The 24,403-nt window shown below is 69.9% G+C and carries 19 protein-coding genes; 12 read left to right on the top strand and 7 right to left on the bottom strand.

Annotated elements, in window-relative coordinates; translation table 11 throughout:
• Window positions 1–534: 534 nt before the first annotated feature.
• Window positions 535–1,692 carry a VCBS repeat-containing protein gene (locus tag A5780_RS38140; RefSeq protein WP_064911453.1) on the top strand — a complete coding sequence of 386 codons (1,158 nt, stop codon included), beginning with the start codon at window positions 535–537 and terminating at the stop codon, window positions 1,690–1,692.
• Between the two features lie 54 nt (window positions 1,693–1,746).
• Here the strand turns inward: A5780_RS38140 and A5780_RS38135 are convergent, their stop codons facing one another.
• The 4 genes from A5780_RS38135 to A5780_RS38120 all read right to left on the bottom strand — a co-directional run bounded on the left by A5780_RS38135 (window position 1,747) and on the right by A5780_RS38120 (window position 5,464).
• Complete coding sequence (locus A5780_RS38135) at window positions 1,747–3,480, bottom strand: NTP transferase domain-containing protein (RefSeq protein ID WP_082976959.1); 1,734 nt, start codon at window positions 3,478–3,480, stop codon at window positions 1,747–1,749.
• Between the two features lie 104 nt (window positions 3,481–3,584).
• Window positions 3,585–4,322: a VOC family protein gene (locus tag A5780_RS38130; protein ID WP_063010313.1), complete on the bottom strand. Its 738-nt coding sequence runs from the start codon at window positions 4,320–4,322 to the stop codon at window positions 3,585–3,587.
• A gap of 90 nt (window positions 4,323–4,412) precedes the next feature.
• A complete protein-coding gene (locus tag A5780_RS38125) occupies window positions 4,413–4,712 on the bottom strand; it encodes an MGMT family protein (protein WP_030515956.1) in 300 nt (99 codons plus the stop codon).
• Complete coding sequence (locus tag A5780_RS38120; RefSeq protein ID WP_063010315.1) at window positions 4,712–5,464, bottom strand: alpha/beta fold hydrolase; 753 nt, start codon at window positions 5,462–5,464, stop codon at window positions 4,712–4,714. Before A5780_RS38120 ends, A5780_RS38125 begins: the two co-directional genes overlap by 1 nt.
• Before the next feature lie 384 nt (window positions 5,465–5,848).
• Between A5780_RS38120 and A5780_RS38115 the strand changes: the two genes are divergently transcribed.
• Window positions 5,849–9,367, top strand: a complete 3,519-nt coding sequence (locus A5780_RS38115) for an ATP-dependent DNA helicase (protein WP_064911452.1) — start codon at window positions 5,849–5,851, stop codon at window positions 9,365–9,367.
• Window positions 9,364–13,113 (top strand): ATP-dependent DNA helicase, encoded by a 3,750-nt coding sequence (locus A5780_RS38110; protein ID WP_082976958.1) that lies wholly within the window; start codon window positions 9,364–9,366, stop codon window positions 13,111–13,113. Before A5780_RS38115 ends, A5780_RS38110 begins: the two co-directional genes overlap by 4 nt.
• Window positions 13,114–13,126: 13 nt before the next feature.
• On the opposite strand, the gene A5780_RS38105 is transcribed toward A5780_RS38110, so the two are convergent.
• Entirely contained in the window at window positions 13,127–13,519 is a 393-nt protein-coding gene (locus A5780_RS38105; RefSeq protein WP_063010319.1) for a hypothetical protein, read from the bottom strand.
• Window positions 13,520–13,690: 171 nt separating this feature from the next.
• Between A5780_RS38105 and A5780_RS38100 the strand changes: the two genes are divergently transcribed.
• Complete coding sequence (locus A5780_RS38100) at window positions 13,691–14,749, top strand: TrkA family potassium uptake protein (protein WP_063010321.1); 1,059 nt, start codon at window positions 13,691–13,693, stop codon at window positions 14,747–14,749.
• 57 nt (window positions 14,750–14,806) lie between these two features.
• Complete coding sequence (nudC, locus tag A5780_RS38095) at window positions 14,807–15,733, top strand: NAD(+) diphosphatase (RefSeq protein WP_064911451.1); 927 nt, start codon at window positions 14,807–14,809, stop codon at window positions 15,731–15,733.
• A gap of 21 nt (window positions 15,734–15,754) precedes the next feature.
• On the opposite strand, the gene A5780_RS38090 is transcribed toward nudC, so the two are convergent.
• Window positions 15,755–16,006, bottom strand: coding sequence for a mycoredoxin (locus tag A5780_RS38090; protein WP_281207748.1), 252 nt, complete (start codon window positions 16,004–16,006; stop codon window positions 15,755–15,757).
• A gap of 102 nt (window positions 16,007–16,108) precedes the next feature.
• Here A5780_RS38090 and A5780_RS38085 point away from each other — a divergent pair, with 102 nt between their 5' ends.
• From A5780_RS38085 to A5780_RS38060, 5 genes are all read left to right on the top strand, one after another.
• Window positions 16,109–16,546 carry an SRPBCC family protein gene (locus tag A5780_RS38085; RefSeq protein WP_063010325.1) on the top strand — a complete coding sequence of 146 codons (438 nt, stop codon included), beginning with the start codon at window positions 16,109–16,111 and terminating at the stop codon, window positions 16,544–16,546.
• A gap of 19 nt (window positions 16,547–16,565) precedes the next feature.
• Complete coding sequence (locus tag A5780_RS38080) at window positions 16,566–17,018, top strand: EVE domain-containing protein (protein WP_064911450.1); 453 nt, start codon at window positions 16,566–16,568, stop codon at window positions 17,016–17,018.
• Entirely contained in the window at window positions 17,015–17,485 is a 471-nt protein-coding gene (locus tag A5780_RS38075; RefSeq protein ID WP_063010329.1) for a MarR family winged helix-turn-helix transcriptional regulator, read from the top strand. The genes A5780_RS38080 and A5780_RS38075 overlap by 4 nt, the downstream gene beginning before the upstream one ends.
• 97 nt (window positions 17,486–17,582) lie before the next feature.
• Complete coding sequence (locus tag A5780_RS38070) at window positions 17,583–19,736, top strand: ATP-dependent DNA helicase UvrD2 (RefSeq protein ID WP_064911485.1); 2,154 nt, start codon at window positions 17,583–17,585, stop codon at window positions 19,734–19,736.
• Window positions 19,737–20,355: 619 nt separating this feature from the next.
• The gene (locus A5780_RS38060; RefSeq protein ID WP_081879546.1) at window positions 20,356–20,667 is read left to right on the top strand and encodes a WhiB family transcriptional regulator; all 312 of its coding nucleotides are present in this window, start codon (window positions 20,356–20,358) and stop codon (window positions 20,665–20,667) included.
• A gap of 114 nt (window positions 20,668–20,781) precedes the next feature.
• Here A5780_RS38060 and A5780_RS38055 read toward each other — a convergent pair whose 3' ends face one another.
• Window positions 20,782–22,125 carry an AarF/ABC1/UbiB kinase family protein gene (locus tag A5780_RS38055; RefSeq protein ID WP_064904141.1) on the bottom strand — a complete coding sequence of 448 codons (1,344 nt, stop codon included), beginning with the start codon at window positions 22,123–22,125 and terminating at the stop codon, window positions 20,782–20,784.
• Window positions 22,126–22,367: 242 nt separating this feature from the next.
• Between A5780_RS38055 and A5780_RS38050 the strand changes: the two genes are divergently transcribed.
• Together A5780_RS38050 and A5780_RS38045 are read left to right on the top strand one after the other, a co-directional pair.
• Entirely contained in the window at window positions 22,368–23,387 is a 1,020-nt protein-coding gene (locus tag A5780_RS38050) for a hypothetical protein (RefSeq protein ID WP_064911448.1), read from the top strand.
• Between the two features lie 5 nt (window positions 23,388–23,392).
• On the top strand, window positions 23,393–24,373 hold the full coding sequence (locus A5780_RS38045) for a hypothetical protein (RefSeq protein ID WP_064911484.1): 981 nt from the start codon (window positions 23,393–23,395) through the stop codon (window positions 24,371–24,373).
• The last annotated feature ends 30 nt before the right edge of the window (window positions 24,374–24,403 follow it).

Below are 24,403 nucleotides of genomic sequence, written 5' to 3'. Positions count from 1 at the left end.
GGGACGCCGTTCGACGCGGTAGATGCGCCGCGCGAGGCTGCGGGTACGCCGTTCGACTCTGACGAGGGGGCCGAACCCTTCTTGTGCGAAATGACCACAACGCCCCCATCGAGACAAATGAACCGGGCTGACCAGACCGAGAGTAAGGACGCTCGCGGGGGCGGCAAAACGATCCGCTCACACCGCGCGCGGGTCACCGGTGAGCTGTGAGGTGGGGGAAACGTCCCGGTCACTGGGCAATTGCCGGTCGCACCGGGTGATTCGGGTCCGACCTGCGGCGATACCGATTCTCACGGCGCCGGCCCACCGGTGGAGAGCCGCTGTCCACGTCCCCGGTGATGCTTTGGAAACCGGCGCTTCGCGGGCGTTTTACATTTGTTAACACGTTGTCGAGGCGTCGGATCGAGTCGAAGGGATAGCGGCGCGCACGCGAAAGTGACGGCGATTACCGCTACCGGATGGGGATAGCCGCAGCGATGCCGCCACCGGCGGGAAGGCCATAGGCTGCCCCCGAATCCAACAGCAGGAGAAGCGATGTCGCGCTCTATCACCGTTGCCGGCGTTCTCGCGCCGCTGGCACTCGCCGCTCACGCGGTGGTCGCAAGCACCGTGGCGCAAGCGGATCCGGTGCCGCCCGATCTCATGGGGCCGGCGGTACCGGCGATCGCCGATATCAACGGTGACGGCGTGCCCGATGTCGTCTTCAGTGACTACCTTCTCGGCGGCGGCGTCTCGGTCTTCCTGGGTAAGCCCGGAGGTGGCCTGCGGCCGGCCGTGCACTATGCCACCGGCGGCCAAGCCGACTACGTCGCCATCGCCGACTTCGACCATGACGGCACGCTGGACCTGGCCGTCACGAACTTCGCCTCGAGCGACGTCTCGATCCTGCTGGGCCACGGTGACGGCACCTTCGCCGCCGCGGTCGACTACGCCACCGACTTCGCGCCGGGCGCCTTGGTCGCCGCCGATTTCGATCACGACGGAAACCTCGATATCGCGACCTCGAACCAGGCGCCGTCGTGGTCGCTGCTGCGCGGCCGCGGCGACGGCACCTTTCAGCCCGCGGTGACGATATCCACCGCCGGCGGCGTCGGATCCGGTTCGGCCGATGTCGCCGATTTCGATGGTGACGGCAACCTCGACCTGCTCCGCGGCAACTACGTCAACAGCACGATCCAGATCTATCGAGGCCACGGTGACGGAACCTTCGATGCGCCGGTCACTTTCGATTCGGGGGCGGCGACCGCGTGGTACGGGATGGCGCGCGATGTCGACGGGGACGGCACACCCGACATCTTGTTCTCCAACCTCGTCAACGGGACCGTCTCGGTCCTGTCGAACCGGGGCGACGGCACGTTCTCACCGGCCGTCGCGTATCCGACCGGTGGGCTGCTGCCGCAGTGCTTCGACGTCGCCGACGTCGACGGTGACGGGAAACCGGACCTGGTGGTGGCCAACGGCGGCACCTCGAACATCGCGGTCCTGCACGGTCACGGCGACGGCACGTTCGACCCGCCGGCAGCGGTCTATCCGTCCGGTGGTCTGGTCCCGCTGTCCACTCCGGCACTCGCCGACTTCAACGGTGACGGGAAACTCGACGTGGTCATCGGCAACACCCTCACGGGCAACATCACACTGCGTGACGGCAACGGGGACGGCACCTTCGGGCCGGCCACCGACTACCCGGCATAGCCCGGGGCCACGGCGTGCCGGCCGGATCGACGCGGTAGTTGCCGCGCGTCTCCCTCAGCCCGGCAGCGGCAGATATTCGACCAGCTCGCCGTCGGTGGCGTCGGCGGGGACGACGACCAGTGCGTCACGATCGAGCAGCCCGGCCAGGTGGGCGGTGCGGACATGTCCGTCGGCGACCCAGCCACCCTCGTCGGCCGCGCGCGCCGGCAGGACCCGCGGCACCGGGCCGGAAACCTGTCCCGCATTCAGGAGAACTCCGGTGCGCACCCGCGCCGGTGTGCGCCCGGTGAGACCGGAGACGATGGCCGGGGCGAGCGCCCACAGCGTCGCCACCGCCGCGTACGGGTTGCCCGGCAGACCGAGAACCACAGGGCCCGCGGGCATCTGCGCGACCACGGTCGATCCTCCCGGCCGCATCCGCAAGCGGTGCACCAGGATTCGCGCCCCGGCCCGATCCAGTGCGCCGCGCAGCTGGTCGGCCGCGCCGCCGCCGGTCGCGCCGACCACGACCAGAAGATGGTCGTCGGTCGTATCGGAGAGCACATCGTCGAAGCCGTTGGGCGTATCGCGCAGATGCACCCGGTCCGACGATTCGATTCCGTGCCAGGACAACAACTCCGGGAAGACGGGGCCGACCGAATCGCGGGTCTGGCCGCTGCGCAGCGGACCTTCGCTGCGAATCTCGTCGCCGGTCATGACGATTCGCGCGCGGACCGGACCGCGGACCTGGGCGGTGATTACCTCGGCGGCGGTCGCGACGGAAATCAGTGCCGCGTCGACGGGGGTGCCCTCGGCGGCAACGATATCGCCGGTGTGCCAGTCCTCGCCGCGGTGGCGCACATCGTCGCGGATCGGCGCCTCGGGCAGTCGCCGCAGCAGCCCGTCGTCGAGCCGGACGAATTCGTCACGCACCACGGTGTCGGTGCCCTCCGGGACATGGGCGCCGGTGGCGATGCGGACCGCCTCACCGGCGAGCAGGCCCACCGGTCGCTCACCGCCGGCGAAGCCGACGTCGTGACGCAGCCGCCACGGTTCCGCGCCGGCCACCGCGTAGCCGTCCATGGCCGACACATCGAAGCGGGGCAGCGCCGAGGCGGCACGCAGCGGGGCCGCCAGCGCCGCACCCCGCACCGCAGGCGGCCGGGCCTCGTGCACCGGCAGCCGCGTGATACCGGTGCGCAGGATGTCGCGTGCCTGCGCCAACGGCAACGCCGGTGCGGCGGCCTGGGCCGCGCGCACCTGTTCGGGCGTGTCGCAATCGGCGATACCGGACAGCGGCACCATCAGGGTGTCGACCGGAACCAGCGCCTTCATCGGCTGATTGGTCACCGAATCCAGTTGCCGCAGTGCCGAGAGCAGCGCCGCCCGCCGCCACACCCCGACCAGATATTGCGGTCGGCCGGATTCGTCGGTCGCGAAAACCGCGTCGGCCTCGGAAGTCGTTGCGTGCCTGATCAATTCGCCGATCGCGGCGGCGGTGAGGAACGGCAGGTCGGCGGCCAGGACCACGACCAGATCGGCCGGGAAATCACATTCCTCGAGGGCGCGCACCGCGCAGGCGACGGCCGCGACCGGGCCCGCTCCGGCCGGTACCTCCTGCACCTGCCGGATCTCGGGCGCCAGTTCGGGCCGATGCGGGCCGACCACCACCGTGCGCACGCAGTCGGCGACCGCGTCCAGCGCCACGGTGAGCATCGCCCGCCCGCCGACCGCGATCGCGGGCTTGTCCACCCCGCCCATCCGGGTCGCCCGCCCACCGGCCAGCACGATCGCGTCGACAGTCGTCACAGCGGCTCACCCGGCAGGTTGATCATGGACCGATGGTAATCCGCCCACATCGGACGGCGAAGGGCGCGGACGGGCGCACGTCCGTCGTCTGCCGCCGCCGCACGTCAATCGCAGGGCGCACGCAGCAACCGGAACCGGTTCGTCTCCGGATCGGTCAGCATCGCCTGAGCCGGCGGATGCACCGCGGCGCCCTGGCAGGGAACCGCGCCGGCGGCGGTGAGCCGGGCGACCTCGTCCGCGGGATCGCCGGTGGAGTAGGTGACGACATCGAGGTGGACGCGATCGCTTTCGCGGGCCGCGACCTGGGTGCGCAGGAATTCCAGCCACGGACCCTGGCCGGTGGCCGAGCGAATGCCGGACATGCGGGATTCGTCGTGGGTCAGCGGCCAGCCGGCCGCGGTCTCCCAGAACCGGGCCAGCCGGGTGGGATGGGGAGTGTCGACGACGATCGCGGCAACCGCGCCGGTATCCACGTATTCCTCGCGCGGTTCGAGCACACAGAATTCGTTGCCCTCGGGATCCGCGAGCACCGTCCAGGGCACCGCGCCCTGCCCGATGTCGATCGGCCGCGCGCCCAGTGCCAGCGCCCGATCCACCTGCACGCGTTGATGATCCAGCGAACGACCCACCACATCGAGATGGATGCGGTTCTTCGCGGACTTGGGTCCGGCCGCCGGCAGGAACATCAACGACACATCAGCGGAATCCGGGTCGGAAGCAGCCACCTCGACCGCGTGCGGACGGTCCACGGTGATCTGCCAGTCGAGCAACTCCGCCCAGAACCGCGCCACGTTCCGTGGCCGGATCGCATCGAACACCACGCACGCCAGACGGGTGGTCATGTCTCCACGGTAACCGCGGAACAGGAGTAATGGGCGAATTCGGATATCCGTGGGCCGACACCGAGGTCGACGGCCGGATTCGCGATGTCGTCAGTCGCCGAATCGATGCCGGGCGGCGGCCAGGTCGACGCGATCGCCGCGGATCGGGCAGCCCTCCTCGGCCAGCCGGCGCAACTGGCGCTGCACCAGATGAGCCGCCGGAGTGCCATCGGCGCGCAGTACCCGATGCCAGGGCAGATCGGCGGAGTCGGTGCGCATGATCCAGCCGACGGTCCGCGGGGTCGACAGCCCGGCGGCCGCCGCGATATCCCCGTAGGTGGCGACTCGTCCGGGCGGAATGGCCGCGACCAGCTCCCGCACCCGCTCGATCTCGGCGTCGGTGGTCGGCATCAGAGCACCGACCGCACGACGTCGGCGGTCTCGGCGGGCCGGGCCTGCGCGACCATGTGATCGCAGTCGAATTCGTGCAGCGTGAAATGCGGCAGCGTGGCGAACGCCGCGACGGTCGCGGGGGTGACGAACGGGGATTTGCCGGCCCGGACCAGCACGGTCGGAATCCGCGGCGGCGGCAGAACCAGCTCGCGCGCCAGCTGGCCCCAATAGGAGGTGACGGCGGGCAGGCTCATCCGCCACGTCACCCGGCCCTCGGGAGTGCCGACCAGGTGTTCGGCGAGTTCGGCCTCGAGGAGTCCGGGGTCCACATCGGCCCAGGCCGTCTCGAGCTTGTCGCGGCGTGCCTCGGCGATGTCGCCGTAGTCGGGCCGGGCCAATCCCGCTTCGGCGATGTCGTGCAGCAGTACCGGATCGAGGCCGATCGCGGGATCCAGCAAGACCAGCGCGCGGACCAGGTCGGGGCGGTGACGGGACAGATGGATCGCGACCGCCGCCCCGAACGAATGAGCCACCACGACCGCCGGTTCGGTGAGCAGCGGAACCAGGTCGTCGACGATCTGCTCGAAGGTCCACGGCGGGAGCGAACTCGCCCGCCCGTGCCCACGCAGGTCGGGAGCGACGACGCGCACCTCGGGCAGGTGCCCGTCGGCCAGCGCGCCCCACCGCCGCCCGTGTCCGGTCAACCCGTGCAGGGCGAGGACGAGCGGACCGTCGGCGGGGCCGAATCGATGAATATGGGCGTCGGACACCCGATCATTGTGCCGCCGACGACACAGCGGTGCGACCGGTGCACACCCGAGGCCCGGAAAGTGTTCGTGCGCAGGCGAATGTTCGCGCGAATCGGCCAGGGGGATAGCCGGGGGCTGGCCGCGCCGGTGAACTGCCGGGGAAGGACTGCGGCGGTGAGATTTTCGGTCCGATATTCGCAGCGGCCCCGAGGCACAGCCGTGCGGCCTCACGCACAAGCCTTCTACCAGGCATTATCGGTCGCAGACGGAGACGGTCGAGAATTCGTGAATACCGCCCGGAGGGGCGTGGCGCCGATCACAGCTCGGACACATCGGATGTACGGGGTGCGTTTGCTGTCACGGAATTCAATTCTGTCGGGGGTGTCTGTTGAAATAGCGCGTGTGATGCGATCGGATAGCTCGGTGCGACTGGTGCGCCGCAGTGAGACCGCACCCCGGCCACGCGAATGGGGTGCCGATGTCCGAACGCTGTTCGCGGGTGGGTCGGGTGCCGACCCGGGCTGGCGGCCCTGGCAGGTGCTGGGTGGTCCCGGTACCGGGAAGACCGCGCTGCTCACCGATCTCGCCGTCGATCGCATCGTCGCGGGTGCGGATCCGGAATCAGTGCTGGTGCTCACCCATTCCAAACAGGCCGCGCTGCGGGTTCGCAACGCCCTCACCCGGCAGTTGACCGCCCTCGCGCCGGAACTCGGCGGGGTGCCGGGCGCCAGTCGCGAGCCGATGGTGCGCACGGTGCACTCCTATGCCTTCGCGATCCTGCGTACGCACGCGGCCGCCCGGGGCAATCCGCCGCCGCGGCTGCTGACCGGCGCCGAACAGGACGTGGTCCTGCGCGAGATGGTGCGCGGCGAACTCGCCGACATGTCGGCAGGCGGTGAGGTGCTGTGGCCGCCGCGCCTGCACGCCGCACTCGGCACCAACGGTTTCGCCGAGCAACTGCGCGATCTGATGTTGCGCGCCACCGAGCGCGATCTGGGACCCGAGGATCTGATCGAGCTGGGGCGCCTGCACGAACGCGAGGAATGGGAGGCCGCCGGATCGTTCGCGCAGCGCTACGAACAGTCGATGCTGTTGCGCTGGTCGGTCGGCGTCCAAGCCCCCGAGGCCAGTGCGCCCGCCCTGGACGCCGCCGAACTGGTCGGCGCCGCACTGGACGTGCTGATCGAGGACGACGAACTGCTCGCCGCCGAGCGCGAACGCCTCCGCACCCTCTTGGTCGACGACGCTCAGCATGTGGATCCGCTTGCCGCACAACTGATTCGCGCGATCGGGTCGGGCCCGGCGACCACCGTCGTGGCCGGCGACCCGGATCAGGCGGTGTTCAGTTTCCGGGGCGCGGACACCCGCTTCGTCACCGAACCCGACGCCCCGCCCGAACGCCGGATCATCCTGCACGACGATCATCGCTGCGCGCCGGCGGTCCACGACGCGGTCGCCCGGATCGCCGCCCGCATGCCGGGGCGAACCGAGCACCGCTTCGATGCGCGGACCGGTGGACCCCATCTGCTCGGCGATCCGTCCGTCGACGGGCAGGCGCTGGTGCGGGTACTCACGACCCCGGCCAAAGAGGCGGCGCTGATCGCCGATCACCTGCGGCGAGCCCACCTCACCGCGGAGGTGCCGTGGTCGCGGATGGCGGTCGTGGTGCGTTCGGTGCCGCTGTCGCTGGGCCCGCTGCGCCGCGCGCTCACCGCGGCGGGAGTGCCGGTGCTGCAACCGAAACCGGATACCCCGCTGGCCCGGCGGCGCGGCGCGGCGTGGATGCTGCAATCGCTGCGCGCCCTGCTGGTGGTCGAACGCGGGCGCCCGGAGATGTTCTCCGAGGACGACGCGCTCGATCTGTTGCTGGGCCCGCTCGGCGGCGCGGATCAGATCAGTCTGCGCCGCCTGCGCCGAGGCGTTCGCCGCGCGCTGATCGACCGCGGGTATCCCCGGACCGAGCCTGGCACGGCGGGCCACGACGACGCGGAGCTGGGCGCCGGCGAGCCGGGAGTCGAATCTCATACGCGAACAGGCGAATCCGAGCCGAGTCTGCCCGGTGATGCCGATTCCGCACCAACGGCGCGCGGCTCGTCGACAGTCGAGGAGTCGCCGGAGGCCCTCGCCCCCTACTCCGAACTCGACCGGTCTTCGGCGGTCGTGCTGCGCGACCTCATCACCGGCGTCGGTGATCGCACCCTGCTCGATCGGCTCACCGAGGTCGAGGTGGCGCCGCTGGTGCGGGTGCTGCGGGCGGTCGACCGGGCGCGACGGGCGTTGCGCCGCGGGGCCGGGGTCGAGGATGCGCTGTGGGCGTTGTGGACCGCGTCGCGGCTGGAGAAGCGCTGGGTGGCGCAGTCCGAGCGCGGCGGGGCCGGTGCGGTCCAGGCCGATCGCGACCTGGATGCCGCGGTCGGGTTGTTCGACGCCGCCGCCGCCTATGTCGACCGGCTGCCCGGCGCCTCGGTCGAGGGGTTCGTCGAATATCTGGAACAGCAGGAGATCAACCAGGATTCGGCTCCGCTGACCGAACCCGGTGACGCGGTGGCGATCGTGAGCGCGCACGCCGCGGCCGGCCGGGAATGGGATGTGGTGGCCGTCGCCGGGGTGCAGGAGGGGATCTGGCCCAACCTGCGTCCGCGCGGGACCCTGCTCGGCATCGAGGAACTGGTCGACCTCGTCGGGGGCGTGGCCGATCCCGGCGAACAGGTCAGCCGGGCCGCGCCGATCCTCGCCGAGGAGCGCCGGCTGCTGCTGCTGGCGTGCAGCCGGGCCCGGCACAGCCTGCTGGTGACCGCGGTCGAATCCGTCACCGGCGACCGCGATCTGGTGCCCTCCCGATTCCTGGCCGAACTCGATCCGGAGGCCGAACCGGGGGAGCCGGGACGCATTCCGCCACCGGTCGATCCGGGGCGCGCGCTGGTCGCGCAGGCCCTGATCGCCGAGCTGCGTGGTGTGGTCTGTGACGACGGCGCCGATCCCGCCCGCCGGGACCGGGCCGCCACCCAGCTGGCCCGGCTGGCCGCGGCCGGTGTGCGCGGCGCGCATCCGGACGAGTGGTACGGCATCGCGGACCCGAGTTCGGAATTGGCGCTGTGGGACGACGGTGACGGCCCGGTCGCCCTGTCGCCGTCGACGGTCGAGCTGTTGCAGACCTGTCCGCTGCGCTGGGCACTGGAGCGGCACGGTGGCAGCGACGGGGACAATCCGCATGCCGTCAAGGGCAATCTCGTGCACACGCTGGTCCAGGCGCTGGCCGGGCGGGTGACCGAGGATCAGGTGAAGGCGGCGCTGGTCAAGGCGTGGAAGGCCGTCGACCCGGCTTCCGGCGAGGACGGCCCGCACAGCTGGCACTCGCGGCTGGAGTTGCGGCGCACCGAATCCATGGTCGACACCTTCCTCGCCTGGTTGCGCAACACACGCGCCGAGCTGGCCGAGGTCGGTGTCGAGGTGCCGGTGGACTGTGTGCTGCCGGCCCGCGATCCGGACGAGGTGCCGGTGCGGATCCGCGGCCGGGTAGACCGGGTGGAGCGTGATGCGCTGGGGCGCTTCGTCATCGTCGACGTCAAGACCGGTAAGACCCCGATCTCCAAACAGGCCGCTCAGGATCACGCCCAGCTCGCGACCTACCAGGTGGCCGCGGGCGCGGGCGGATTCGCCGCCGAGGTGGACGGCGGCAGTGTCGAACCGGGCGGCGCCCGCCTCGTCTACGTCGCCAAACCCAGTCGCGACGGGGCCACCGAGCGGTTGCAGACCGCGCTGGATTCCGACGGTATCGCCCAGTGGCGCAAGGCGATTCACGATGCGGCGGCCGCCACCCGCGGGCCCGGCTTCCTGGCCATGCGCAACGACGGCTGCCGGCACTGCCAGGTGGCCGGGAGTTGCCCGGTGCAGGACACCGGCCGCCAGGTGACGGATCGATGACGATCACGCCGGAGCAGTTGGCGCAGGCACTCGGCCTGCCGCCACCCACCGACGAACAGTCCGCCGTCATCGCGGCACCGCTCGGCCCGACGCTCGTCGTCGCCGGTGCGGGCGCGGGCAAGACCGAGACGATGGCCGCGCGGGTGGTCTGGATGGTCGCCAATCGGCTGGTCGCCCCGGACGCGGTGCTGGGGCTGACGTTCACCCGAAAAGCCGCGCAGCAGTTGACGACTCGTATTCGCACCCGTCTGGCGCGGCTGGCCGGATCGCCGCTGCTGCGCGAGATCGACAGCACCGGTCGTCTGCGCGCGACACTGGTCGGCTCCGAACCGGAGATCAGCACCTATCACTCCTACGCCGGCCGGCTGCTGTCCGAGCACGGCCTGCTCCTGCCCGTGGAGCCCTCGGCCACCCTGCTCACCGAAACGCAGTTGTGGCAGCTCGCGCATCGCGTGGTCACCGGCTGGGACGGCGATCTCGATACCGAGCGCACGCCGGTATCGGTCACCGAGGCGGTGCTGGCGCTGTCCGGTCAGCTCGCCGAACATCTGGTGGCGCCCGAGCAGCTGGCGGTAGCGCATCGGGAGCTGGAGCGGCTGGTGGAGACGTTGCCGCCCGGCCCGCGACAGCGCGGCGGCCCGAATCAGGAGCTGCGCGCGATCGTCAAGGCACAGCAGGATCGGGTGGCGCTGCTGCCGCTGGTCGCGCGGCTCGGCGAGGAGTTGCGACGCCGCGGCGCACTGGATTTCGGCTCGCAGATGTCGCTGGCCGCGCGGCTGGCCGCCACCCACGCCGAGGTCGGGGCGGCGGAATGCGAGCGGTTCCGCCTGGTGCTGCTGGACGAATATCAGGACACCGGGCACGCGCAGCGCATTCTGCTCGCGGCATTGTTCGGGGATCGCGGCGCGGTCGGTCTCGGCGACGAGGTGCCGGCGACGGAATTCGCCAACCGCCCGGCGGTGACCGCGGTCGGTGATCCGATGCAGTCCATCTACGGCTGGCGCGGTGCGTCGGCGGCCAATCTGCCCCGCTTCACCACCGATTTCCCGGCCGCGCCGAACGTCGCCGCGCCGGTACTGCCGCTGCTGACGAGCTGGCGCAATCCGCCGGAGGCGCTGGATCTGGCGAATCTGGTCGCCGAACCGCTGCGCGGCGCCGAGGGCGGGGTCACGGTCGACGCCCTGCGCCCCCGCCCGCAGGCCACGGCCGGAACCGTCGCGCTGGCTCTCACCGAAACCGTTGCCGAGGAACGGAACTGGGTCGCCGAGCGGATCGCCGCGGAATGGGAGCGGTGTGCCGACGCCGGACGGCCACCGCCGACCTCCGCCGTCCTGGTACGCCGCAACGCCGACGCGGCGCCGCTGGCCGAGGCGCTGCGCGCGCGGGGGCTGCCGGTGGAGATCGTCGGCCTGGGTGGTCTGCTCGCCACTCCGGAAGTGGCCGATATCGTGGCCACGCTGCGGTTGATCGCCGATCCGGCGGCCGGCAGCGCCGCGATGCGCATCCTCACCGGCGCGCGCTGGCGGGTGGGTGTGAGCGATCTGAAGGCGTTGTCGGCGCGGGCGCGGGAACTGTCGATCGTCGGGGCGCCGGGTCGCGCGGAAGCCATCACGGATGCGGCCGGGTTGTCGGAGGCGTTGCGGGCCGTGGCGCCCGAACCCGCCGAACAGGCGGGCATCGCGGACGCCATCGCCGATCCCGGTCCGGCGCAACGGTATTCGGAGCTCGGCTATGCGCGCATCGTCGCCCTGGGGCGCGAGCTGGCAGCCCTGCGCGAGCGCAGCGGGCAGTCGCTGCCCGAACTGGTCGCCGATGTGGAACGCACGATCGGGGTCGGGGTGGAAACCCAGACCCGCCGCGCGGCCGCGGGCGCCGGCGCCGGGCGTGAACATCTGGACGCCTTCGCCGACGTGGTCGCGGGCTACGCCGGTGACCACCGTGCCACCCTGCCCGGCCTGCTGAGCTTTCTCGCCGCCGCCGAAGAGGTCGAAAACGGTTTGGAGCCCGGCGAAGTGGAGGTGGCGCACGACCGCGTCCAGGTACTCACCGTGCACGCGGCGAAGGGGCTGGAATGGGAGGTGGTGGCCGTACCGCACGTATCGCGGAGCCTGTTTCCCTCCGGGAACGCCGCCGCGACCTGGCTCGGCGCGCTCGCCGAACTCCCCACCTCCCTGCGTGGTGACCGGCAACGCGACAGCGACGGCGACGCGACGGATTCCGCGCCGGTGCGCGACGGCGTTCCGGTCCTCGATCTCACCGAACTGTACGACCGCACGGATCTGGAACGGGCGATCAAACAGCACAAGGAGGCGCTGGCCCGCCGCCGCCTCGACGAGGAACGCCGCCTGTTCTACGTGGCCCTCACCAGAACCGAACGCGCGCTGTTCGTTTCGGCCCACCACTGGGCCGAGACCGGCTCGACGCCGAAGGGCCCCTCGGATTTCCTGCTCGAACTGAAGCGGTGGACCGACCATCCGGAGTCACCCGGACACGGCACCGTGCGCGTCGATATCTGGGCCGACCCGCCACCCCCCGACGCGCCCAACCCCTTCACCGACAATCCCGCCGTGGCCGACTGGCCCCGCGACCCGCTCGGCGTGCGGCGGCAGGCGGTCGAAGCGGGGGCGGCCCTGGTCCGTACCGCGCTCGCGCACCTTCCGCCCGAGCCCGACCCTCGTGATCATCGCAAGCAGACGTCGAACGGCCACACCGCTCCCGCCCGGAACGATGCCCCCTCGGTTCCGTCCCGCCGGGCCCAGGACGACCCGGGCGCACTCGAAACTCCGCGCCAGTTGGACCTTTTCGTCGACCTGACCAACGACCCGTCGACCTCCGGCACGAACGGCGGCAACGGAGCGGGCGAGGAGAAAGGCGCGGCGCCCGCCGAGCCCGACCCGGATCCCGAAGGTTGGGCGGCCGATGTGGACGCCCTGCTCACCGAGCACTTCACGACGGCCGAGGGCATTCACGAAGTGGAGTTGCCCGCGCAGCTGCCCGCCACCGCGCTGGTGGATATGCGGGCCGATCCGGCCAAGCTGGCGGCCCGGCTGCGGCGGCCGCTGCCGTATCCGCCGAGCCCACTCGCCCGGCGCGGCACCGCATTTCACGCGTGGTTGCAACGCTGGTTCGGCGCGGTCGGGCTGCTCGATTTCGACGAACTGCCCGGCGCCGCCGACAGTGGTGCGGGTGACGCCGATCTGATCCGGCTGCAGGAGGCGTTCCTGGCGTCGCCGTGGGCCGACCGCAACCCCGTCGATGTCGAGGTGGGATTCGAGACCAGCATCGGCGGCACGCTCATTCGCGGCCGGATGGACGCGGTGTTCAGCGAACCCGGCGGCCGCTGGCTGGTCGTCGACTGGAAGACCGGCGCGGAACCGACACGCGCGGAGGAACGCTCGGTCGCGATGCAGCTGGCCGTCTACCGGGTCGCGTGGGCTCGCATGATGGCCGCGCAGACGGGGGAGGCCGAAGAGCTCGTGCTGGAGAAGGTCGGTGCCGCATTCCATTACGTCCGCAGCGGCAGGACGGTCGCGCCCGCCGAACTGCCGGGGTCGGCCGAGCTGGCCGAACTCATCGCCGAGGTCGCGCCCGCCTGGGCGCCACCCGCCGGCTCGCAGGACGGCCAGGAACCCGCCGCCGACCTTCCGCCCGACGAAGAGTTCGGCGCCGACCCGGGTGCCGAACCCCCGCCGGACCCGGACCTGGTGTCCGAAGCCGATTTCGCCCCCGACTATCCGCCCGAGTGAAACCCGTTGCGCCTCAGGCGGCTTCGCGGCTGATGCGCAGGGCCTGGGTGATCATCGGCACCTGGAACGGCAGCCGCAGCACCGACACCCACTTGATCGCCTTGGCCGCCTTCGGATTTCGCACCGAATCGGCGGCGAACTGGATGTTGGCCGGGAAGACGGCGAGGAACAACAGCACCGCGAGCCGGCCCCCGAGCCGCCGGGTCCGCGGGGCGGCCAAGGCGGCCGCCACGCCGATTTCGGCCACACCCGACGCGTAGGTGTAGGTGCGCGCCCGCCCTGGCAGAGCCGGCGGCACGATCGAATCGAAGGGCTTGGGCGCCACGAAATGCAGCGTGCCCATGCCGAACAGGGCGGCGCTCATCAGCACCGCTCGCCGCTGCGAGCCTCGACCGGCGTCACTCATGCGGTATTCCTTTCTCCGCCCCGGCTCCGCGCTCTCTCCGCCGCGAGTGGGGTCGCTCCGTGGTGACGCTACGCTCCCGCCTACTCGCGTGCCCAGTCCCTCGACCCGGCTTCCGGCCGGTACGCTGCCGATCTGTGGCACAGGTGAGCAACGACATATCCGGGGGATACCGTGTTCGGTGACAGCTCACGAGGTCTGGGCCGTTTGACGGATCGTCCCGATTACGCGCTGGTCGGCATACTCCGCATTCCCGAAATCCGGACCAGCCCGTGGGTCTCGCTGACCCGCCGGGTCGCGTTCGCGGTGCTGCTGCTGGTGGCGGCGACGCTGGTGGTCTATTTCGGCCGCGCGGGTTATCACGACAACCGCGGCGAGGAACTGACTCTCCTCGACGCCGCCTACTACTCGACGGTCTCACTGTCGACGACCGGCTACGGCGACATCACCCCGATCACGGAGCAGGCGCGCCTGATCAACACGATCGTCATCACCCCGCTGCGCGTGTTGTTCCTGATCGTCTTGGTCGGCACCACCCTGCAGGTCCTCACCGAGCGGTCCCGGCAGGCGTTCAAAATTCAGCGATGGAGGCAGAAGGTGCGTAATCACACCGTGGTCGTCGGATACGGGACGAAGGGCCGGACCGCGGTCGACGCGATGCTCGGCGACGGGGTGCAACCTGCCGAGATCGTGGTGGTCGACACCGATGCGACCGTCTTGGAGGCCGCGGCCAATGCCGGCCTGGTGACGGTGCACGGCTCGGCGACGCAATCGGATGTGCTGCGGCTGGCCGGAGCTCAGCACGCGGCCTCGCTGGTCATCGCCGCGAACCGGGACGACACCGCGGTGCTGGTCACGCTCACCGCGCGGGAACTCAATGCCAAGGCCAAGATCGTCGCGTCGATCCGGGAGGCCGAGAACACCCATCTGGTGCGGCAATCGGGCGCGGATTCGGTCGTGGTCTCCTCGGAGACCGCGGGCCGGCTGCTCGGTATCGCGACCACCACGCCCAGCGTCGTCGACATGATCGAGGACCTGCTCACCCCGGAGGCCGGGTTCGCGATCGCCGAACGCGACGTGGAATCCGACGAGGTCGGCGGTTCGCCGCGGCATCTGCGGGATATCGTGCTCGGCGTGGTCCGGGAGGGCACGCTGATCCGGGTCGACGAGCCCGAGGTGGACGCCCTGGAAACCGGCGACAAACTCCTCTACATCCGCCGCGTGCACAAATAGCCCGGACCGGGGAAGCCTGCTCCGCGCAGGTCGCAACCACCGCGATACCCTCGAAGCGTGTCGTTATTCGAACTGAATGGTCTTCCACTGCTGTCTCGTTCCGCCCTCGATCGTGCGGAGACGTTGCGCTCGGACGAGCAGGCGTTGAAGCAAGGGTGGGCCGAGGCCAAACTGGTGCGGATGAACCGGCGGGGGCAGGTTCGGATCGACGGTGATCAGCTGGTGCTGGAGGCGGCGTTGGACTATGCGTCCGAGCCGGTGCCCGAGGCGGTCCTGCTCGGTGTGGTCGACGGCGCGCACATCTGGGGGGTTCGGGACAACGAGCTCGAGGGTCAGTTGATGGACCTGCGGGTGGTGAGCACCTCGCTGCACCTCGACGACGTGATTCTCGGCATTCTGTCCACCGCACTGGCGCTGCTGAACTGGCACGACCGCGCCCGCTACAGCGCTGTCGACGGCAGCCCGACCACCGTGTCGAATGCCGGCTGGTCGCGCGTCAACGCCTCCGGACACGAGGAATTCCCGCGTATCGATCCGGCCATCATCTGCCTGGTGCACGACGGTAGCGACCGGGTCCTGCTCGGCCGGCAGCAGAACTGGCCGGAGAAGATGTTCTCGCTGCTGGCCGGCTTCGTGGAGGCGGGGGAGTCGCTGGAACGCTGCGTCGAACGCGAGATTCGCGAGGAGGTCGGCGTCGCGGTGCGCGACATCCGCTACCTCGGCAGTCAGCCGTGGCCGCTGCCGCGTTCGCTCATGCTGGGGTTCGCCGCGGTCGCCGATCCCGATGCACCGCTGGTCTTCTCCGACGGTGAGATCGCCGAGGCCCACTGGTTCACCCGCGACGAGGTGCGCACGGCACTGGCCGCGGGCGCGTGGGGTTCGGTCACCGGCGACACCGGAAATGCCGAGCAGCAACGGCTCCTGCTGCCGGGCTCCATCTCGATCGCCCGCACCATCGTCGAATCCTGGGCTGCGGCAGGCTGATTCGCCCTCGCTCGCCGTCGGTCAGCCGATCGCGGCGAGGGCGCTCTTCACCTGGGCGAGGCTCGGGTTGGTCGCGGTGGACCCGTCGGAGTACTTGACGGTCGGCACCACGTGGTTGCCGCCGTTCACGCTGCCGACGAACTCGGCCGCGTCGGGATCCTGTTCGATGTCGACGACGGTGTAGGTGATGCCCGCCTCATCGAGTTGCTTCTTCAGGCGGCGGCAGTAGCCGCACCAGGTCGTCGAGTACATGGTCAGGTCAGTAGCAGTCACGCCTGATTGAACATCGAATCGGTTTTCCGTGTTCCCACGGCTGGCTGTGATGTCCGCCGGAGGGACTTGCCAAACAGATAGTAAGCGCGCATACTATTTCCCATGACGCAGATTGCCGCAGCTCACGCCGTATCCACCGCCCCACCCGCCGACTTCTTCGCGGTCTGGGCCGATATGGCCACCTGGCCGGAATGGAATGCCGACACCGAGTGGGTCCGGCTCGACGGCCCCTTCGCCGAGGGGGCGACGGGCACCTTGAAGCCGAAGGGAGGCCCGAAGGTCGCGTTCGTGATCGAGAAGCTGACCGGCGAGGAGTTCGTCGACGTCTCCCGGTTGTTCGGCGCCCGGCTGATCTTCGCGCACCACGTGGCGGAGACGGCCGCGGGCACCGAGGTGTCGGTGACCATTTCGATGACCGGCCCGCTGCGCCGGCTGTGGTCGGCGTTGATGGGCGGCGGACTGGCCGATTCCGTCCACCGTGACCTCGCGGCGCTGGTCGAGACGGCCGAGGCGCGCCGGGCCGTTCCGGGCATCCGCTGAATCGTTCGAGGAGGACATCATGAGCAAGTACTGGCTGGCCGTCGTCTCCCGCGATCACGTGCGTCGCGGGGTGGCGCTCGGCATCGCGCAGGCCAATCACGGCAAGCGAACCGCGGTCGAACGGATGCGGCCGGGTGACGGGCTCGTCTACTACTCGCCCAGAACCGGTATGCGCGAGGGGGACGCGGTGAAGTCGTTCACCGCGATCGGCATGATCGACGATCGGCCCGTGTGGCAGGCCGACGATCAGGGCGGCTGCTTCCGGCCGTGGCGGCGCGCGGTGACCTACCGCCCGGACGCGCGCGATGTCGCGATCGATTCCGTGCGCGGTGACCTCGATCTCACCAGCGTCCCCCATTGGGGCATCGTGCTCCGGCGCGGCGTGGTGGAACTGAGCGCGCACGACTTCGAGGTCATCTCCCGGGCCATGCTGGGCGAGGACGCGGGCGAGATGTCGGCGGTCGCTCGGTGAGTGACGAAAATCGTGCCCTGCGAACCGAATTCGGCAGCGCCGACGAAAGCCCCGGCCTGTTGTTGTGGCAGGTGACCAACCGGTGGCAGGCAGCGGTGCGCGCGGCGCTGGCCCCGTTCGATCTCACTCACGTGCAGTTCGTTCTGCTGGCCGCGCTGACCTGGTTCGGCGGGTCGGACGCCGGCACCCCGATCACGCAGCGCGATCTCGCCGCCCATGCCGCCACCGACCCGATGATGACCTCCCAGGTGTTGCGCGCCCTGGAACAGAAGGGCCTGATCGAGCGGCGGGATCATCCGCACGATCGGCGCGCGAAATCCCTGGTTCCGACGAAAGCCGGTGTGGCACTGGTCAATCGCGCGATCGTCGCGGTGGAGGACTGCGACCGGGAGTTCTTCGGTCCGTTGCACGCCCGTACCGCCGACTTCGCCGCATCGTTGCGGACGCTGCGGGACGCGCGGAGTTGAGCGACGGGCGCGCCGGCCGGGGGAGCCGCGGCCGGACCCCCGTGGCGGGGCAACCGGGGGCGTCGTCGCGGCGGCACGGATGTCGGTGGTGCCTGTCATGATGGAGCGCGTGCCTGTCCCGACCTCATCGACCAGCCTGCGGCTCGACGGGCTCGATCCCGAGCAGGCAGCCGCGGTGCGGGCGCCGCGTGGGCCGGTGTGTGTGATCGCGGGCGCCGGCACCGGCAAGACCCGGACCATCACCCACCGCATCGCCCATCTGGTCTCGGCCGGGCATGTGCGTGCCGACCAGGTGCTGGCGGTGACCTTCACGGCGCGGGCGGCCGGTGAGCTGCGGTCCCGGTTGCGTGCGCTCGGCCTGGGTGGCGATGCGCAGACCGTCCAGGCGCGTACCTTCCACGCCGCGGCGCTGCGGCAACTGAAGTATTTCTGGCCGCAGATCGTCGGCGACGTGCCGTGGAAACTCATCGACTCCAAATTCGCGGTCGTCGCCCAGGCCGCCCAGCGCGTCGGCCTGCCGACCGCGACGGAGAACGTGCGTGATCTGGCGGGCGAGATCGAATGGGCGAAGGCCTCGCTCATCGCGCCGGAGGACTACCCCGGCGCCGCCCAGCGCCACCACCGCGACATCCCGTATCAGGCGGACAAGGTCGCGGCCGTCTACACCGGCTACGAGACGCTGAAGAACACTGCGGACGGTCTGCTGCTCGATTTCGACGATCTGCTGCTGCACACCGCCGCCGCGCTCGAGGACTACCCGGCCGTGGCCGAGGAATTCCGTGGCCGCTACCGGTGCTTCGTCGTCGACGAATATCAGGACGTGACCCCGCTGCAGCAGCGGGTACTCGACGCGTGGCTCGGCGATCGCGACGATCTGACCGTGGTCGGCGACGCCAATCAGACGATCTACTCGTTCACCGGCGCCAGTCCCGCCTATCTGCTCGATTTCTCTCGCCGGTTCCCGGATGCCACCGTGGTCCGGCTGGAACGGGACTACCGATCCACGCCGCAGGTGGTGTCGCTGGCCAATCGCGTGATCGGCGCCGCGCGCGGACGCATCGCGGGGACCCGGCTGCAATTGGTCGGCCAGCGCGCCGACGGGCCGGAACCGTCGTTCGCCGAATACGACGACGAGGTCGCCGAGGCCACCGCCGTCGCCAAGGGCATCGCCGGTCTGCTCGGGCGTGGTGTCCCGGCCGCCGAGATCGCCGTGCTGTATCGCATCAACGCCCAGTCCGAGGTGTACGAGCAGGCGCTGACCGAGGCGGGCATCCCGTACCAGGTCCGCGGCGGTGAGGGATTCTTCCAGCGGGCCGAGGTCCGGCAGGCGGTGCAGGCGCTGCGGCAGGCCGGAGCCCGCGACGACCTGCCCGCGGCGCGTGGCCCCGAGGTGGTGACGCTCGTGCGCGCGGTCCTGGCCCGGCTCGGGCTCACGGCCGAGGAGCCGGCCGGTGCGCAGGCCCGCGAGCGCTGGTCGTCGCTGGTCGCGCTGGTACAGCTCACCGAGGAGCTCGCCGCCCACGATCCCGGCCTCGAATTCGCCGGACTGCTGCGGGAACTGGCCGCCCGCGCCGAGGCGCGCCACCCACCGACCGTGCAGGGTGTGACGCTGGCCTCGCTGCACGCGGCGAAGGGGCTGGAATGGGATGCGGTCTTCCTGGTCGGGCTCACCGACGGCACCCTGCCCATCGCCCACGTTCTGGGCGAGGGCGGCGCGGTGACCGACGAGGCCGCGCTGGAGGAGGAACGGCGGTTGCTCTACGTGGGCGTGACCCGGGCGCGCGAACATCTGCGGTTGTCGTGGGCGCTGGCGCGTGCCGACGGCCGGCGCCGCAACCGGCGGCGCAGCCGATTCCTCACCGGGCTGGTGCCGGAGGATTCTCCGGCGTCGATGGTCGCCCAGCAGGCCGGTGCGCGGGGTGGTCGCGGCCGCCGGCTGCCGGTCTGCCGGGTCTGCGGGCGTTCCCTGCTCAATTCGACCGACACGCTGCTCGGCCGCTGCTCGGGCTGCCCGGCCGAGGTGGATACCGAACTGCTCGGCGCGCTGCAGGAGTGGCGACGGCAGCGGGCCGAGGAGTTGCAGATCAAACCGTTCGCGGTGGTGAGCGTCAAAACGCTGACCGCGATCGCCGAACAGGTGCCGATGGACGAGGACGCGCTCGCCGCGATTCCGGGTATCGGACAGCAGAAGTCGCAGCAGTTCGGCCCGGAGCTGCTGGCGATCGTGCGATCCCGGGTGCGCAACCGGTGATTCGGTGAGCGCTGCGCGAGTGACAAAACCGCAGGTGAAAAATAGGTTGTGCGGTTGTGTATCACACCCGTAGGGTGGTGATCACGCGCTGGGAGGGCATTCCGGCGCGCACAGTGATCAGTCGGATAACGAGTAGGAGGGAGGTAGACAAAATGAACAACATCGTGACTCTCGCTTCGAGAAGCGTTGTGGCACCGGTGGTTTCTGTCGTGTCCGCCTCCCGGGGGGTCCTCGCCTTGCAGGGGACCGGTCTGTCTGTCGCAAGCATTATCGGTGCTCGACCGCAAGCGCCCGCATATGCAATTGCCGCAGACAAGTCCGAGTGGGGTTGGCACCCGGCACACGTCGGTTTCCACACCGACGCAGCCCACGCCTTCGCAGTCGAAGCCGATCGTATGACGGCGAATCTGCAGGCAGCCCGCCTCCGCAACGCACACCCAGCGACCGTGATCAGTAACCGACACCGAAGTCGGTTCAGGTAGAACCCACTACCACAGCCTCCTGGCCACGGATCGCCCGAAGCGAAACCGTGGCCATAGTTCTTTTCGGCCTCCAGCCACCGGCACCGGTTTCGCGGAAGACAACGAAACCACCGCTGCACGAGCTGAAGGAGCAAGACGTGTCCACCGCGACCGTTACTCGCGCGACATGCCGATCGACCCAGGCCTCGAGGCCGGCCCGCACCCGCGGTGTCGCGCTGACCCTGCCCTGCCGAGTCGGTGACCCGGACCTGTGGTTCGCCGAAAGCCCGACCCAGCTGGAAGAGGCCAAGGCACTGTGCGCTTCCTGCCCGATCCGCAAGGGGTGCCTCGCGGCTGCCCTGGATCGCGCCGAGCCCTGGGGTGTCTGGGGCGGCGAGATCTTCGAACAGGGCGTCGTGATCGCCCGCAAGCGGCCGCGCGGCCGCCCGCGTAAGGTCGCACTGGCGTGATCGGCGCCGGTTCGGGCCGAGCGCGGATCCGCCTCGGCCACCTCTGGGAGCACGAACGAGCCCCGCATCTTTGTCGGATGCGGGGCTCGTCCCATATTCGGGGTAGGTGAACGATCAGCTGGCGCTTCGGTATTCGGCGTAGCCGGGTACCCAGTCGTGCATCAGCTTCATGAACGGAACCTCGGCGTCGAGCTGCGCGCAGATGCCGATCGAACCCATCAGCACCCGGAACACCATGATGTGTTCGGCCGGAAGTTGCAGCGACATACCCGTTTTCATCTCCGGGCGGCTCACGTCGGTCGCCTTGCCCGCCACGCGCTGCATCCACTTGCGGGTGAAGTGGAACGAATCCTCGCGGATGGGATCGGTGAACGGGCGCAGATAGTCGGCGATCTCGGCGTGCGTGACGGTGCGGCCGGGAATCACCCAGCCGTTGCTGTACATCAGCTCGGTCAGTTCCTCGAACCGATCCTCGACCGCCATCGCCACCATCTGGCCCAGCACGGGCGGGAAGCCGTCGGGCAGCGGGGCGCAGGCGCCGAAATCGAGCACCGCCAACCGGCCGTCGTCGAGCATCATGAAATTGCCGGGGTGTGGATCGGCGTGCAGCAGGCCGGCCAGGGCGGGGGAGGAGAAGTGGAATTCACCCATCAGGGTTGCGACGCGGTTGCGCAGCTCGACCGTGCCCGCCGGATCCTGGTGGCCGCGCTTGATGATTTGGGAGACCGGGGTGCCGTCGAGCCACTCGGTGACGATCACCTTCGGTGCCCCGGCCACCACCTTGGGTACCAGGAACCTCGGGTGCCCGTCGAAGGCTTTGGCGAAGCGGCGCTGGTTGGCGGCCTCGGTGCGGTAGTCGAGCTCTTCCTCGGTGCGCTCGGTGATCTCGGCGAGGATGGGTTTGACGTCGGCGCCGGGGACGACGGCGGCGATCATGCCGGCCATCCGATTGAGTGTCTTGAGGTCAGCGCGCAGCGCCTCGTCGGCGCCGGGGTACTGGACCTTCACCGCCACCGTGCGGCCGTCGGACCACTCGGCCTTGTGTACCTGTCCGATACTGGCCGAGGCGGTAGGGGCGTCGTCGAAGGAACGGAAGCGCTTGCGCCAGGCCGTGCCCAGTTGCTGGTCCAGCACCCGGTGCACCGCGGCGGCCGGCAGCGGCGGCGCGGCGGCCTGCAGCTTGGTCAGCGCCTCGCGATAGTGCTCGCCGAACTCCTCAGGTACGGCGGCCTCCATCACCGACAGCGCCTGGCCGAATTTCATTGCGCCGCCCTTGAGCTCGCCGAGAACGGAGAAGATCTGCTCGGCGGCCTTCTGATTCAACTCGGCATTGATCTCGCCCTTGTCGCCGCCGGCGAGTTTGCGGCCGAACCCCACAGCGGCCCGTCCCGCGATACCGAGTGGAATCTTCGCCAACTTGGCGTTGCGGGATGAGCTACGGCGCACAATCTCAGACACACCCCCATCATGGCTGACCCACCATGTCGCGTGCCATGTGAATTGCGTGAACTCCACCCCTGGAGCGAGACGTGTCATCGGTCACAGTCGGGCCGGTCGGGGCCGTGGTCTGCGTGTGCGAATCCCTGAGAAACGGCTTATCGGTGGTGGTCGGCGGGTGTTCGTCGCCTGTTTTGGTCACAACGACAAAAAGTTGGCGCAAATCTCTGTGTCCGAGTGTTTTAGTCGGTTAGACTAAAACTATGACGACACTGCGAGCAGCCGCGGCGACCCTCCGGAAGGTGCGGCGTCCGGAAGACCTGTTCGGCGTGGCGACAACGGATTCCACCGCTCGCCGCATCGCGCATCGGACGTATCTGCGGCTGGCCGCCGCGCTGCATCCGGACCGGGTGGCCGCGGCCGACGCCGAGCGGGCCACCGCGGCATTCGTCCGCCTCGGCGAGTTGTATCGGAGCTGGCTGGCGGCCGAGCAGACCTTCGAGGTGTGTGGCATGCGGGGGCGGTATCGCCTCGGCGCATTGCACGCCGCCGGTTCCGTCGCGGACCTGTACCGCACCGACTCGGCGGCCGCCGTGGTGAAGATCGCACGGCGGCAGGCCGCGAATTCGCTGCTGGCGAACGAGCGAAACGCGCTGACGGATATCGCCGCGCTCACCGGCGAGCACGAATGGCTGACGCCGTACTACCCGCGCCTGATCGACACCGTCGACCACACCGATACCGAATCCGGCGAGGTGCGCGCGATCAACGTGCTCGACGCGCTGACCGACGGGTTCGTGACGCTGGCTCGAGTTCGCGCCGCGTATCCGCGCGGACTCGACCCACGCGACTACGCCTGGATGCACCGCCGGCTGCTGCGCTGCCTCGCCGGTGCCGCGACCGCGCACTGGGTGCACACCGCGGTATCCGCGGAGAACGTGCTCATCCATCCCCGTCTGCACGGGGTGGTGCTGGTCGGCTGGTCGTTCGCGACCCGGCCCGGGCGGGTGCCGACGGCCACGCCGGCCTCGATCGACTATCCGCCCGAAACGGGCAGCGGGGTCTGCCCCCGCACCGATGTGTATTTGGCCCACCGGCTGCTGCTCACCATGCTCGGCGACCGCGCGCCCGCACCGATGCGCGCCTTCGCCGAGGGCTGCCTGCAATCCGCGCCCCGGCTGCGGCCCGACGCTCGCACCCTGCTCGACGAATTCGACGACCTGCTCGACCGGCTGTACGGCGCCCGCCGATTCCGGCCGTTCGAACTACCGAAAGGACAGTGATCACGATGGGATACGGGCAGTGGGACGACAGTGCCTACGACGCCGCGCGCACCTTCCGCGCCGCCCGCGGACTCGACGACTTCGGCTATACCGCCGACATGCGGGCCAAGCCCTATCCGGAGTGGGTCGCGCATCCGCTGCTCGACCCCTTCGGCGTCGGGGTGCGCGAATCCCGCGATTCCGACGAGCACGGGGCCTCGCTGCCGATCGCGGTGCTGTTCGACGTCACCGGGTCGATGGGGCGGGTCCCGCGCATCATGCAGGAGAAGCTGGCCACCCTGCACGGGCTGTTGCAGCGCAAGGGATATGCGGAGGATCCGCAGATTCTGTTCGGCGGAATCGGCGATGCGGACTGTGATCGGGTGCCGCTGCAGATCGGGCAGTTCGAGTCCGACAATCGGATGGACGAACAGCTGCGCCTGATTCTGCTCGAGGGGGGCGGTGGCGGACAGAAATCCGAAAGTTACGAACTCGCAGCGTATTTCATGGCCCGGCACACGGCGACGGACGCGTGGGACAGGCGCGGACGCAAGGGCTATCTGTTCATCGTGGGTGACGAGCTGAACAAGTCGCGACTCGCGGCGGCGCATGTACGCCGGGTGATCGGCGACGATGTGCCACAGGACATTTCGGTTCCCTCGATCTACCGCGAGCTGGCCGATCGGTGGCATGTGTACTACATCCTGCCGAATCAGTCCCATTACTACACCGACCCGGAGATTCTCGAGCACTGGCGGGGAGTGCTCGGAGAGCGGGTGCTGCGGTTGGACGATCCGGCGGCAGTGTGCGAACTCATCGCGCTGACCATCGGGATCGGGGAGGACCGCGTCGATCTGGGTGCCGGCCTGGCCGATCTGCGGGACATCGGATCCGACGCCGCCGAGGTCGTCGGTAAGGCGCTGGCCCCGATCGGTACTCCCGTCCGCTCCCGCGGTGCGGGCGCACTGCCGACGGCGACCCCGGGCGACGACGACGTCCGGTTCTGATCGCGAGCCCGATCCGACAAGCGAAGGGAA

This window comes from Nocardia sp. 852002-20019_SCH5090214 (genome assembly GCF_001665865.1).
In the GTDB taxonomy this organism is placed as follows: Bacteria; Actinomycetota; Actinomycetes; order Mycobacteriales; family Mycobacteriaceae; genus Nocardia; species Nocardia nova.
This window is presented reverse-complemented; position numbering and strand designations above follow the sequence as displayed.